This window comes from Streptomyces sp. TAA204, assembly GCF_000424965.1.
On the sequence record NZ_KE384281.1, the window covers coordinates 355,037 to 367,595 of the forward strand.

Sequence of the window (12,559 nt, forward strand, 5' to 3'; positions counted from 1 at the left end):
AGCCCGGTAGAGTGGCCACTCGGCCGGGGCGGGCCTCCGCATCTCCGGAGTGAGGCTCCGGGCTGGAGATCCGGCCCGTGTTCCGCCGATGTTCTGACACCATTTCCATGAAGGGGTCAGTTCACCACCACGACCAGGGGACGGATGGGACCGCGCAGTGCGGGGCTACGACCGCTACGAGGCTGACGACCACCTCTCGCAGTTCGAGGCCGAGATGGAGCGGCTGAAGAAAGAGCGGGAGAAGGCCGTCGACCATGCCGACGACCTCGGCTATCAGGTCGAAGTGCTGCGCGCCAAACTGCACGAGGCGCGCCGCGCCCTCGCCACGCGCCCGGCCGGGTACGACAACCTCTCCCAGCACGCCGAGTCGCTGCTGCGCAACGCGCAGCTCCAGGCCGACCAGATGCGGGCGGACGCCGAGCGCGAGCTGCGCGACGCCCGTATGGAGACTCAGAGGCTGCTCCAGGAGCGTGCCGAGCAGCAGTCCCGGCTGGAGTCGGAGCTGCACTCCGAGGCGGTACGCCGCCGGCAGCAGCTGGACCAGGAGCTGGCGGAGCGCCGCTCGACCGTCGAGACCCACGTCAACGAGAACGTCGCATGGGCCGAGCAGCTGCGCGCCCGTACGGAACAGCAGGCGCAGCGCCTCATGGAGGAGACGCGCGCCGATGCCGAACGCGCCCTCACCCAGGCCCGCGAAGAGGCCCAGCGCAGCGCCGAGGAGACCCGCAACAGGCTCAACAGCGAAGCGGAGCAGGCCCGTTCGGAGGCCGACGCGATCCTGCGCCGGGCCCGCGCCGAGGCCGAGAGGCTGCTGAGTTCCGCCTCCACACAGGCGCAGGAGGCCAGCGAGCACGCGGAGCAGCTGCGCAACTCCACCAGCACCGAGTCGGAGTCCTCGCGGCGCGAGGCGGCCGATCTGGTGCGCCGCGCCAACGAGCGCATGCAGGAGGCGGAGACCGCGCTGCGCGAGGCCCGCGCCGAGGCGGAGCAGAAGCTCTCGGAGGCGGCCGAGACCGCCGAGAAGCAGGTCGCCGACGCCGAGTCCGGCAACGAGCAGCGCACCCGCACCGCCAAGGCCGAAGTCGCCCGCATGGTCAGCGAGGCGACCAAGGAATCGGAGACGATCAAGGCCGAGGCCGAGCAGCTCCGCGAGGAGGCCAAGGCAGAGGCCGAGCAGCTGATCGCCGAGGCCAAGGAAGAGGCCCGGTCGAGGTCGGCCGAGGAGTCGGCCAACCAGCTCGCGGAGGCCGCCCGTACCGCCGAGGACGTGCTGGACAAAGCCTCCGAGGAGGCGAAGGCCACCACGCACAGCGCCACGGAGGAGGCCGAGCGCATCCGCCGGGAGGCGGAGGACGAGGCCGCGCGGCTGCGTTCGGAGGCGGAGGCTCTCGTCCATGAGCTGGAGGGCGCCGCCAAGGACGACACCAAGGAGTACCGCGAGAAGACCGTCGAGCTCCAGGAGGAGGCCAGGCGGCTGCGCGGCGAGGCCGAGCAGCTGCGTTCGGAGGCGGTCGAGGAGGGCGAACGTCTGCGCGGCGAGGCCCGCCGCGAAGCCGTTCAGCAGATCGAGGAGGCGGCCAACCGCGCCGAGGAACTGCTGATCAAGGCGAAGGCCGACGCGGAGGACACCCGCACGGACGCCGCGAGCGAGAGCGAGCGGGTCCGCACCGAGGCCATCGAGCGGGCGACGACGCTGCGCCGGCAGGCCGAGGAGGCGCTGGAGCGGGCGAACGCCGAGGCCGAGGAGCTGCGCGCGACCGCGGAGCAGCAGGCCGGCCAGACCCGCAGCGACGCCGACGAGTCGGGCCGGCGCATCCGCGAGGAGGCCGAGCAGGCCGCGCGTGACCGCAAGGCGGAGGCGGCCGAGGAGCTGCAGCGGCTGCACGACGAGGCGGAGGCGAAGTTCGCCGACGCCGACCGCGCACTCGCCGACGCACGCAGCGAGGCGGACCGGCTGCGCGAGGAGGCCCGTACCGAGACGGAGCGGCTGCGCGCCGAGTCGGCGGAGCGCCTGCGCTCCCTCCAGCAGCAGGCGGAGGAGGAGGCGGAGCGGCTGCGTTCGGAGGCGTATTCGGACGCCTCACAGGCCCGCGCCGAGGGCGAGGCCCTGGCCGTGCAGCTGCGCAGCGACGCCACCTCGGAGGCGGAGCGGCTGCGTGCCGAGGCCCAGGACACCGCCGACCGGATCAGGTCCGAGGCCAACGCCGCCGCCGAGCGTACGAACACGGAGGCGGCGGAGGCCCTGTCCGCAGCCAGCGAGGAGGCCGAGCGGCGGCGGCGCGAGGCCGAGCAGCTGCTGGCCGACGCCCGCGACGAGGCGCACAGGGAGCGTCGGGAGGCGCGCGAGCAGAGCGATGAGCTGCTGGCCGCCGCCAGGCGGCGCGTCGAGGACGCGCAGGCCGAGGCGGCCCGCCTCGTGGAGGAGGCGGAGCGCAGCGCCTCCGACATGGTCACCACCGCCGAGGAGACCGCTCAGCAGGTACGGGACTCCGTCGCGGGGCTGCACGAGCAGGCCGAGGAGGAGATCGCGCGCCGGCAGGCGGAGGCGGAGCGTGCCGCCACGGCGCTGCGGCAGGAGGCGCAGGAGGAGACCGAGGCCGCCAAGTCGATGGCGGAGACCACGGTTTCGGAGGCGCTGGAGGAGTCCGACCGTACGCGCGCGGAGGCCCAGCGGATTCTTGACGAGGCCCGCGAGGAGGCAGCGCGCAGGCGCAACGACGCGGCCGAGCAGGCCGACAGTCTCATCGCGGAGGCCCAGGAGGAGGCCCGGCGCACCCAGACCGCCGCCGAGGAGCAGGCCGACAGCATGGTGGGCGCGGCCCGCCGCGAGTCGGACCGCCTCGTCACGGAGGCCCGTCAGGACAGCCGGGAGCGCGTGGAGAAGGCCCGCACCGACTCCAACACCATGCTGGAGGAGGCGCGAAGCGACTCGGCCTCCATCAGGCAGCGCACGGAGGAGCAGCGGGCCCGCGTGGAGCGGGAGATCGAACAGCTCCACGAGCGTGCGCGCCGGGAGTCCTCCGAGGCGATGCGCGCGGCGGGCGAGCGCTGCGACAAGCTGGTGAAGGCCGCGGAGGAGCAGCTGCGCGACGCCGAGGAGAAGGCCAAGCGGATCGTGCGCGAGGCCGACGACGAGGCGGGCAGCGTCCGCGTCTCGGCTGTGAAGAAGGCCGAGGGTCTGCTGAAGGACGCCGAGCAGCGAAAGTCCGACCTCGTACGCGAGGCAGAGGAGATCCGCGCGGACGCGAAGGCGGAAGCGCAGCGTACGGTCGAGTCCGGGCAGCGTGAACTGGAGGTGCTGGAGCGCCGGCAGGAGAACATCAACACCGAGATCTCCCGTGTGCAGGACGTGCTGGAAGCGCTGGAGTCGTTCGAGTCTCCCGGATCGGGCGGCGGCACGGAGGGCGGCGGCAAGAAGGGCGGCTCCGACAGCGGGTCGACCAACGGCGTGACCGCGGGTGTTGGCGCAGGCACATCTCGTGCCGGTGGCAAGGATTCCAGAAGCTGACCACTCGAACGAGCGCACATTCTCCAGATCAAACCGGCAATGGCTCGATGACACGCCGTCTTGGCCCCTAGGATTCCCCTATCACTCCCCCGTCTGATAACCCGTCTGACTCGACAGGAACCCCATGAGCGACACTTCCTCCCCCTTCGGCTTCGAGCTCGTGCGACGTGGCTACGACCGCGGGCAGGTGGACGACCGCATCACGAAGCTCGTCGCCGACCGTGACAGCGCACTGGCTCGCATCACCTCTCTGGAAAAGCGCATCGAGGAGCTGCACCTCGAGACGCAGAACGCCCAGGCCCAGGTCAACGACGCCGAGCCGTCCTACGCGGGTCTCGGCGCCAGGGTCGAGAAGATCCTCCGCCTCGCCGAGGAGGAGGCAAAGGACCTGCGTGAGGAGGCCCGCCGGGCCGCCGAGCAGCACCGCGAGCTCGCCGAGGGCGCCGCGCAGCAGGTGCGCAACGACGCGGAGGCCTACGCCTCCGAGCGCAAGGCCAAGGCCGAGGACGAGGGCGCGAGCATCGTCGAGAAGGCCAAGGGCGAAGCGACCGTCCTGCGTTCCGAGGCGGAGAAGGACGCGCAGTCCAAGCGCGAGGAGGCCGACTCCCTCTTCGAGGACACCCGCGCCAAGGCCGCGCAGGCCGCCGCCGACTTCGAGACCAACCTCGCCAAGCGCCGCGAGCAGTCCGAGCGTGACCTCGCCTCCCGGCAGGCGAAGGCCGAGAAGCGCCTGGCGGAGATCGAGCACCGCGCCGAGCAGCTGCGGCTGGAGGCCGAGAAGCTGCGTACGGACGCGGAGCGCCGCGCCCGTCAGACGGTGGAGACGGCCCAGCGTCAGGCCGAGGACATCGTGGCCGACGCCAACGCGAAGGCGGACCGCGTCCGCAGCGAGTCGGAGCGTGAGCTGGCTGCTCTCACCAACCGCCGCGACAGCATCAACGCGCAGCTGACCAACGTGCGCGAGATGCTGGCCACCCTCACGGGTGCCGCGGTCGCGGCCGCGGGGCAGCCCGGTGCGGAGGAGTCGGACTCGGAGGAGGAGAACGCCACTCGCGGCGTTCCCGCCCAGCAGTCCCGCTGACGCGCGAGCGTCCCACGCGACATCGGAAGGGCCCGGCGCACTCGGTGTGCCGGGCCCTTCCGCGTCCCGGCACGTCACCCGGCGGCGAGTCGTCGCAGGCGGGGGACGGGTCCGGTCCGTCCCGTCCCAGAACCTGTGCGTCCGTCCCGCTAAGGCCCGCTCGCCACAGAGCGCCCGTAACGCATGGATGTGCGCCCGGCCTCAGGCAAAACCGCCTCGGCCGAGCCCGTGAACCACTGGCGGCGGGGCCTGCACCCGCATAGCGTCGTCGCATGATTGAGCTGCGCGAGCTGACCAAGCGGTACGGAGAGAAGACCGCCGTGGACCGACTCACTTTCAGCGTGCGCCCCGGCATCGTCACCGGGTTCCTCGGCCCCAACGGCGCGGGCAAGTCCACCACGATGCGGATGATGCTGGGGCTGGACAGCCCGACCAGCGGCGAGATCCGTATCGACGGCAAGCGCTACGACCAGTTGCGGGATCCCCTCAACAACATCGGGGCGCTGCTGGAGGCCAAGGCGGTGCACGGCGGGCGTACCGCTTACAACCATCTGCTGTGCATGGCGCAGTCCAACAACATCCCGAAGAAGCGCATCGGTCAGGTGCTGGACCTGGTCGGCCTCGGCGAGGTCGCCAAGAAGCGGCCCAAGGGTTTCTCGCTCGGCATGGGTCAGCGGCTGGGCATCGCGGGGGCGCTGCTCGGCGATCCCAAGATCCTGATGTTCGACGAGCCGGTCAACGGCCTCGATCCCGAAGGCATCCACTGGATCCGCAATCTGATGCAGCATCTGGCCTCCGAGGGGCGTACGGTCTTCGTCTCCTCCCATCTGATGAGCGAAATGGCCCTGACCGCGGAGCACTTGGTGGTCATCGGCCGCGGGAGGCTGCTCGCCGACACCTCCATGGCGGACTTCATCGCCGAGAACTCACGCCAGTACGTGCGTGTGCGCACCCCCGAACCCGACCGGATGCGGGACATCCTGCTCCACGCCGGCGTGCGGCCCGTCTTCGAGAAGGACGGGTCGATCCAGGTGGAGGGCGTCGACGCCGCCCGTATCGGCGAACTGGCTGCCTGGTACCGGGTCGTGCTGCACGAGCTGAGCCCTCAGAAGGCGTCGCTGGAGGAGGCGTTCATGCAGCTGACGGCCGAGTCCGTGGAGTACCACGCGCACGAACAGGGCCCGCAGACCGGCCCTGAGAAGACCGGCGAGGCCGGCAGGAGGAGGCGCTAGAAGATGCCGCACACCACCCGGATTCTCCGGTCGGAGTGGACCAAGATCCGCTCCGTACGCTCCACGCTGTGGACGCTGGTAACGGCGATGACCGTGACGGTCGGACTGTCGGCCCTCATCTGCGCCTTCACCGCGTCCCAGTTCGAGGACCTGAGCAAACAGGAGCAGCTCGCCTTCGACGCCACCCAGACCAGCTTCGCGGGTGCGACCCTCGGACAGCTCGCGATGATCGCGTTCGGTGTGCTGGTCGTCTCCGGCGAGTACAGCACCGGCATGATCCGCACCTCGCTGGCCGCCGTGCCGCAGCGGAGCGTCTTCCTCACGGCCAAGACGTTCGTGGCGGGCATGCTGGTGCTCGTGGTCGGGATGGCCACCAGCTTCCTCGCCTTCTTCGTCGGCCAGGCACTGCTCGGCGAACGCAGCGTCACCCTCCAGGACGATGGCGTGCTGCGTGCGGTGCTGGGCGGCGGCCTGTACATGACGATGATCGCGCTGTTCGCCATGGGGCTGACCTTCGTGCTGCGCAGTCCGCTGCTGGCCTTCTCCATCCTGATGCCGTTCTTCTTCCTGATCTCCAACGTCCTGGGCACCGTGAGCGCGACGAAGAAGTACGCCCAGTACCTTCCCGACCAGGCCGGCGGCGCGATCCTGACCGCGTCTCCGGAGGCGCTGGACCGTCCGTACGGGCCGTGGGAGGGGTTCGCCATCATGGCGGCCTGGACGGTGGCGGCACTGATCGCCGGCTGGATCGTGCTGAAACGGCGGGACGCCTGACGGCGGACCCCGCACCGGCCCGGCAGCGTGCACGGGCCACCGAATGGAACCGAACGGGGGCCTGTAGCCTCCTAGGCCATGTCCGGGGGCGAGGCAGCCCCGAACTGCGTCCAGGGACAAAACCGATGATCGAGGCGTACGGCCTCACGAAGCGCTACGGCGCCAAGACGGCCGTCTACAACCTGTCCTTCCAGGTGCGGCCCGGAACGGTGACAGGCTTCCTGGGGCCCAACGGCTCCGGCAAGTCGACGACGATGCGGATGATCCTCGGTCTGGACACACCGTCGGCCGGCCAGGTCACCATCGGGGGCCACCGGTTCCGCGGCCTGCCCAACGCACCGCGCCAGGTCGGCGCGCTGCTGGACGCCAAGGCGGTGCACGGCGGTCGTTCGGCCCGCAGCCACCTGCTGTCGCTGGCGCAGCTCTCGGGCATTCCCGCACGCCGCGTGGACGAGGTGCTGGGCGTCGTCGGACTCCAGCAGGTCGCCAAGAAGCGCTCCAGCGGCTTCTCGCTCGGCATGGGCCAGCGGCTCGGCATCGCGGCGGCGCTGCTCGGCGATCCGCAGGTGCTGCTCTTCGACGAGCCGGTCAACGGCCTCGACCCCGAGGGCATCCTCTGGGTGCGCAATCTGATGAAGCAGCTCGCGAGCGAGGGACGTACCGTCTTCGTCTCCTCGCATCTGATGAGCGAGATGGCCCTGACCGCCGAGCATCTGATCGTCATCGGACGCGGGCAGCTGATGGCCGACACCTCGGTCAAGGAGTTCATCGCGCAGAACTCCGTGGGCTTCGCGCGCGTCCGTACGCCCGAGGGCGAGGCCGAGCAGCGCGAGAAGCTGACCTCCGCCCTGCAGGAGGCCGGCGGCCACGTACAGCCGGAGGAGGACGGGGCGCTGCGGGTGAGCGGCGTCCCGCTTCCGCGGATCAGCGACGTCGCGCACGGCGCGGACGTACGGCTGTGGGAGCTCTCACCCCATCAGGCGTCCCTCGAAGAGGCGTACATGCAGCTGACGCAGGGCGCGGTGGACTACCGCTCCACCGCGGACCAGCGAGCGGGCCTGCAGCAGCAGCACGTCGCGGCGCAGCTCGGGGTGCCGGTGGGCCAGGGACCGCCGATGGGACCCGGCGCACCCATGGGGCCCGGCGCACCCATGTCACAGGGCGCACCCATGTCACAGGGCGCACCCATGGGACAGGGGACGCCCACGGGGCCGGCTGCCCCGGGCGCGCACGGCGGATGGGGGGCTCCGCCCCCGGGCGCGATGCCCCCGGACGCGATGCCCCCGGACGCGATGCCCCCGGGCGCGATGCCCCCGCAGGGCGGCCCGTACGGGGGTGCTCCCGCGGGGTTCGGTCCTCCGCCGGGGCCCGTACCGGGAGCCGGTCAGAGCCCGTACGGCGCCGCGCCCGCCCAGGGCGGGCAGAGCGCGCCGCAGCAGGACCCGCCGCAGGGAATCTCGCCGCAGGGACCGCCACCCGCGCAGAGCCCGCCGCAGAGTCCGCCGGAGGCACCCGCCGCGCCGCCGGCTCCGGCCGCGCCCACCACCCCCTCCGACGCTTCCCGGTCCGACAGCGAGGACGACGCCCGATGACCACCCCGCACCAGCAGCCTCACGGGCCGTACCAGGGCCCGGAGTACCAGCACCACCAGGGCGGCCCGGTGACCGCGACGGCACCGCCGCCCCAGGGACCTCCCATGGCCGGCCCCGGCGGCTACGCCTCCCCCATCCCCCTCAAGCGCACCCACCTCGGGCACGCGATCGTCTCGGAGTGGACGAAGATCCGCTCGGTGCGCTCGACGGTGTGGACGCTCGGGGTCATGTTCGTCCTCGTCGTGGGGATCGGACTGCTCACCGCTCTGGGGCTCAGCGGCGGCACGTACACCGGGATGCCGCTGCTCGCACCGGGACTCTTCGGGCTGATGCTCGGTCAGATCTGCATCATCACCCTCGGCGTGCTGGTGATCACCTCCGAGTACGGCACCGGAATGATCCGCACCACGATGACCGCCTGCCCGCACCGGGGCAGGGTCCTGATCGCGAAGTCGCTGATCTTCTTCACGCTGGCCTTCGTCATGACGACGGTGGCCTGCACGGTCACCGCCCTCATCAACTCCGCGCTCCTGAGCGACCAGGAGATCCCCGAGTACGCCGAGCGGTCCGACGCGCTCCCGGGCACGATCGAGAACGGCCAGGTCGTCGCCGGGAGCGGCGAGTGGCTCGGCGCCACCGTCGGCGCCGGCCTCTACGTCGCGCTGCTGGGCCTGCTGGCACTCGCCGTGGGCGCGCTGCTGCGGCACTCGGCCGGGGCGATCACGGCGATGCTCGGCCTGGTCCTGCTGCCGCTGGTGATGGCGCTGTTCATGGTCGGCGAGACCCTGGAGAAGGTACGGGAGGTGCTGATGGAGTACTCGCCGCTCAACGGCCTGGCCTCGCTCTACCGCATCCCCATGGCCGCCGAGGACCAGAACACCACGGGCTGGCCCCTGCTGGGGATGCTGGCCGGGGTGACCGTCGTCGCGCTGGGCACGGCCTACGTGCTGCTCAACCGCCGGGACGTGTGACGCGGAGGCGCGCGGACGCCGGTGCGCTCTGCCGCACCGCCGCCCCGCGCGCATACGCACCCCTTCGGGCCCGCTCCCGTGCCCTTCCGCCGGCCCGTCACGGCTGAACCCGGGGTCGCGGACAGGCGTCCGCACGCACCCCGGCGGGCTCCGGGAAGGCGGCGCACGGCAGGACGGGGACGCGCGGCGGGGCGGGGACGCCCGCCGGGGACGAGTCGTTGGCGGTCAGTGGCGCGGCGCGTTGCGCGAGCGCTGGAGCCGCGCTCCTCGGCGGTCACGCGCGTTCCAGCACGCCCTGTGCCAGTGGCGGCGGTCCTCGACGTCTCCTGTGCGGGGCCAGGCCACGACATGCGGCACCCCGCCCGGGATCTCCTGGTCGCATCCGGGGCACCGGTACCGCTTGCCCGCCGTGCCTTTGACCTGGCGCACCGCCCAGTCCTCGCCCCGCCATTCCTCGGTGCGGTCCAGGCCGTGGCGGGCCGGTGGTTCGTCGTCACGACGGCCGGCGGGGGACGGCTTGGCTGCACCGCCGCGGGGGCGGTTACGACGCGGGGACACGGAGCACCTCGACAGTTCGGAACCGGGCGCCACCACAGTAGCCATAAACACCCCGAACGGTCGCAGTGCGGGCGGGGAAGGACCCTGGTCACGGCAACACCCTGGCCTCCGGTGCCGTTCATCGGAACAATTGCGCGCCCAGGCCGTGCCCTTGGCACGTGTCAGCCGTTAGTGCCTGAGGGGGCGGCCCCGGATGACCAAGAGAAAGGCAGGGCATGCGAGTTGGAGCGTTCGTGCTGGCCGCGCAGTTCCCGGGGCAGGGTCAGGCTGAACCGCTGCACCGTGCGTTGCGCACCGGCGACCTGGCGGAGCGGTCGGGTCTCGACTCCGTCTGGCTCGCCGAGCACCACTTCGTCCCCTACGGCGTCTGCCCGTCCGCGGTGACCCTGGCGGCCCTGATGCTGGGACGAACCAGGCGCATCGGCGTCGGAACCGCCGTCAGCGTGCTGCCCAACGCGCATCCCGTCGCCCTCGGCGAACAGGCCGCGCTGCTGCACCTCACCTCCGGCGGCCGTTTCTCACTCGGGGTCGGCCGCGGCGGTCCCTGGGTGGACCTCGAAGTCCTCGGCGGCGGGCTGGACGCCTACGAGCACGGCTTCCCCGAAGCACTGGACCTGCTGCTGCGCTGGCTGCGGGAGCCGCGCGTCGGCACGGACGGCGAGCGGTACCAGTTCCGCGAGGTCGAGGTGGTGCCCCGGTGCGAGACGCCTTTCCCCCCGGCCGGGGGCGAAGGGGAGCAGTCGCGGCAGAACCGCCCGGCGGTCGTCGTCGCCTGCACCTCGCCCGGCACGGTACGCCTCGCCGCGCGCCGCGCTCTGCCGATGCTGCTGGGGATGCACTGCGACGACGAGGAGAAGGCGGAGGCCGTCGCCCTGTGGCGCCGCGAGGCACGGGAAGCCGGCCACGGCGCACAGGAGATCGAGGAGGCGGACTCGCTGCACGTGGCCGCCGGGGTGGCGCAGGTCGGCGACTGCACGAAGGAGGCGGTCCAGTCGCTGACCAAGGCGATGCCCGGCTGGTTCCGCGCAGGACTCGGCGCTCACCGGACGGTGGACGGCCGTCAGCGCACGATGCGCGACCCGCTCGGCTACACCGAACTGCTGTGCAGGCTGCACCCCGTGGGCACACCACAGCTGTGCGCCGACCGGCTCGCCGCGACGCGGGAGCGTACCGGCATCAGCCGGTTCGCTCTGCTCGTCGAGGGCACGGGCGACCTGGCGGCGACGGAGCGGAACGTGCAGCGGCTTGGCGAGGAGGTCCTGACGCTGCTTCCCTCACCGGTCGACCACTGCTGACCTGCCGGCGTCGCCGACACCGGCAGCGGTGCGGTGAGCCGCCCCGACAGCACGCTGCCGCTGCCCACGGGAGCAGCGGCAGCGCGGCCGGGAAGCCGACGGGCGACGTCAGCAGTCGCGAAGCGTGGGCGACTGGTTGAGCAGCTGACCGCGGACCGACGTGAAGCGCGACAGCCTCTCGTCCACGGCACTGTCCAGCGGAAACACCGCCACACGGTGGCAGTTCTGGAACGCGAGCCGCACACCGAAGTGCCGCTCCAGCGCGCCGCGTATCGCATCGCTGGCCAACGCGCGCAGGAGTTGGCCGCGTGCGGCCTCGTCCGGCGGCGGCGTCTGGTTGTCGGCGAACTCGCCACCGTCCACCTTCAGCCTGGCCACCAGGGAGGCGATCATCTCCCATGCGTAGGGCAGGGAAGTACGGACGCAGTCGACGAAGTCCTTTTCGCTGACTTCGCCCCGCTCGGCCTGTGACAACAGCGCCGGTGAGACGTCGAGCGACATGGGGTTCTCCTCTCGCGACCCCTGGGGATAGAGGGGTCTTCCGGATGGAATGGAGGGAACCGTGCGGCGCCGAGTGATCACGCGACTCCGTACGGCGACACCCCCCATCGTTAACGTTAAGGGGCGGACAGTGACCGCACCATGCGAATGGGCATACATCCGGCCACTGTCGAACGGGGTGATCAAGGGGCGAATCGCATCGGGGGGACGCGTCGAGTAGCGTGCTCGACCATGCGTCTCGTCATCGCCCGGTGCTCCGTCGACTACGCCGGCAGGCTCACGGCCCACCTCCCCCTTGCCCCTCGTCTCATCCTGGTCAAGGCCGACGGCTCGGTCTCCGTCCACGCGGACGACCGCGCGTACAAACCTCTCAATTGGATGTCACCGCCGTGCACGGTCAAGGAGGCCGAGGAGAGCGGCACTTCGGTATGGACCGTGCAGAACAAGTCGGGCGAGAAATTGATCATCACCATGGAGGAGGTCCTGCACGACTCCTCGCACGAGCTCGGCCCCGACCCCGGGCTCATCAAGGACGGCGTCGAGGCGCACCTCCAGGAACTCCTCGCCGACCGGATGGAGACCCTCGGCGACGGCTGGACGCTCATCCGCCGCGAGTACCCCACAGCGATCGGCCCGGTGGACATCCTCGGCCGCGACGACACGGGCACCACCGTCGCCGTCGAGATCAAGCGGCGCGGCGAGATCGACGGCGTCGAGCAGCTCACGCGCTACCTCGAACTCCTCAACCGCGACCCCCGTCTCGCCCCGGTCAAGGGGGTCTTCGCGGCGCAGGAGATCAAGCCGCAGGCCCGGGTGCTGGCGTCCGACCGCGGCATCGGCTGCGTCACCCTCGACTACGACTCGCTGCGCGGCATCGAGGACGACAGGCTCCGGCTCTTCTGACACACCGGCACCCTTCCGGTTCCGGTTTCCGGCACCGGCACCGGTTCACCTGACACATGTTCACCTGACAGCGGCTCGTCCGACACCGCTCTCAGGTGCGCCGGCTCCCGCCGGCGGACGTGTGTCCGCGCGGGCCTTCCAAGG

At 71.5% G+C, this 12,559-nt stretch carries 10 protein-coding genes; 8 read left to right on the top strand and 2 right to left on the bottom strand.

What is annotated here, in order from left to right:
- Positions 1 to 157 precede the first annotated feature (157 nt).
- The 6 genes from scy to H343_RS0126175 all read left to right on the top strand — a co-directional run bounded on the left by scy (position 158) and on the right by H343_RS0126175 (position 9,158).
- On the top strand, positions 158 to 3,508 hold the full coding sequence (scy, locus tag H343_RS0126150; protein WP_028433545.1) for a polarized growth protein Scy: 3,351 nt from the start codon (positions 158 to 160) through the stop codon (positions 3,506 to 3,508).
- Positions 3,509 to 3,632: 124 nt separating this feature from the next.
- The gene (locus H343_RS0126155) at positions 3,633 to 4,589 is read left to right on the top strand and encodes a cellulose-binding protein (protein WP_028433546.1); all 957 of its coding nucleotides are present in this window, start codon (positions 3,633 to 3,635) and stop codon (positions 4,587 to 4,589) included.
- Between the two features lie 272 nt (positions 4,590 to 4,861).
- Entirely contained in the window at positions 4,862 to 5,821 is a 960-nt protein-coding gene (locus H343_RS0126160; protein WP_028433547.1) for an ATP-binding cassette domain-containing protein, read from the top strand.
- Positions 5,822 to 5,824: 3 nt separating this feature from the next.
- On the top strand, positions 5,825 to 6,595 hold the full coding sequence (locus tag H343_RS0126165; RefSeq protein WP_028433548.1) for an ABC transporter permease: 771 nt from the start codon (positions 5,825 to 5,827) through the stop codon (positions 6,593 to 6,595).
- Positions 6,596 to 6,720: 125 nt separating this feature from the next.
- Positions 6,721 to 8,187 (top strand): ATP-binding cassette domain-containing protein, encoded by a 1,467-nt coding sequence (locus H343_RS0126170; RefSeq protein WP_028433549.1) that lies wholly within the window; start codon positions 6,721 to 6,723, stop codon positions 8,185 to 8,187.
- On the top strand, positions 8,184 to 9,158 hold the full coding sequence (locus tag H343_RS0126175; protein ID WP_028433550.1) for an ABC transporter permease subunit: 975 nt from the start codon (positions 8,184 to 8,186) through the stop codon (positions 9,156 to 9,158). The genes H343_RS0126170 and H343_RS0126175 overlap by 4 nt, the downstream gene beginning before the upstream one ends.
- Before the next feature lie 225 nt (positions 9,159 to 9,383).
- Here the strand turns inward: H343_RS0126175 and H343_RS34590 are convergent, their stop codons facing one another.
- A complete protein-coding gene (locus tag H343_RS34590; RefSeq protein ID WP_078506115.1) occupies positions 9,384 to 9,716 on the bottom strand; it encodes an ATP/GTP-binding protein in 333 nt (110 codons plus the stop codon).
- Positions 9,717 to 9,931: 215 nt separating this feature from the next.
- Between H343_RS34590 and H343_RS0126180 the strand changes: the two genes are divergently transcribed.
- A complete protein-coding gene (locus H343_RS0126180; RefSeq protein WP_028433551.1) occupies positions 9,932 to 11,011 on the top strand; it encodes an LLM class flavin-dependent oxidoreductase in 1,080 nt (359 codons plus the stop codon).
- A gap of 108 nt (positions 11,012 to 11,119) precedes the next feature.
- On the opposite strand, the gene H343_RS0126185 is transcribed toward H343_RS0126180, so the two are convergent.
- On the bottom strand, positions 11,120 to 11,512 hold the full coding sequence (locus H343_RS0126185; RefSeq protein WP_028433552.1) for an SCO5389 family protein: 393 nt from the start codon (positions 11,510 to 11,512) through the stop codon (positions 11,120 to 11,122).
- 231 nt (positions 11,513 to 11,743) lie between these two features.
- Between H343_RS0126185 and nucS the strand changes: the two genes are divergently transcribed.
- On the top strand, positions 11,744 to 12,415 hold the full coding sequence (gene nucS, locus H343_RS0126190) for an endonuclease NucS (protein WP_028433553.1): 672 nt from the start codon (positions 11,744 to 11,746) through the stop codon (positions 12,413 to 12,415).
- Positions 12,416 to 12,559: the final 144 nt, after the last annotated feature.

What these genes read in the sequence shown, in the direction of transcription:
- H343_RS0126155 (WP_028433546.1), top strand. Translation starts at nt 3,633, where the DNA reads ATGAGCGACACTTCCTCCCCCTTCGGCTTCGAGCTCGTGCGACGTGGC.
- H343_RS0126185 (WP_028433552.1), bottom strand. Translation starts at nt 11,512, where the DNA reads ATGTCGCTCGACGTCTCACCGGCGCTGTTGTCACAGGCCGAGCGGGGC.
- H343_RS0126160 (WP_028433547.1), top strand. Translation starts at nt 4,862, where the DNA reads ATGATTGAGCTGCGCGAGCTGACCAAGCGGTACGGAGAGAAGACCGCC.
- H343_RS0126165 (WP_028433548.1), top strand. Translation starts at nt 5,825, where the DNA reads ATGCCGCACACCACCCGGATTCTCCGGTCGGAGTGGACCAAGATCCGC.
- H343_RS0126170 (WP_028433549.1), top strand. Translation starts at nt 6,721, where the DNA reads ATGATCGAGGCGTACGGCCTCACGAAGCGCTACGGCGCCAAGACGGCC.
- H343_RS0126175 (WP_028433550.1), top strand. Translation starts at nt 8,184, where the DNA reads ATGACCACCCCGCACCAGCAGCCTCACGGGCCGTACCAGGGCCCGGAG.
- H343_RS0126180 (WP_028433551.1), top strand. Translation starts at nt 9,932, where the DNA reads ATGCGAGTTGGAGCGTTCGTGCTGGCCGCGCAGTTCCCGGGGCAGGGT.
- nucS (WP_028433553.1), top strand. Translation starts at nt 11,744, where the DNA reads ATGCGTCTCGTCATCGCCCGGTGCTCCGTCGACTACGCCGGCAGGCTC.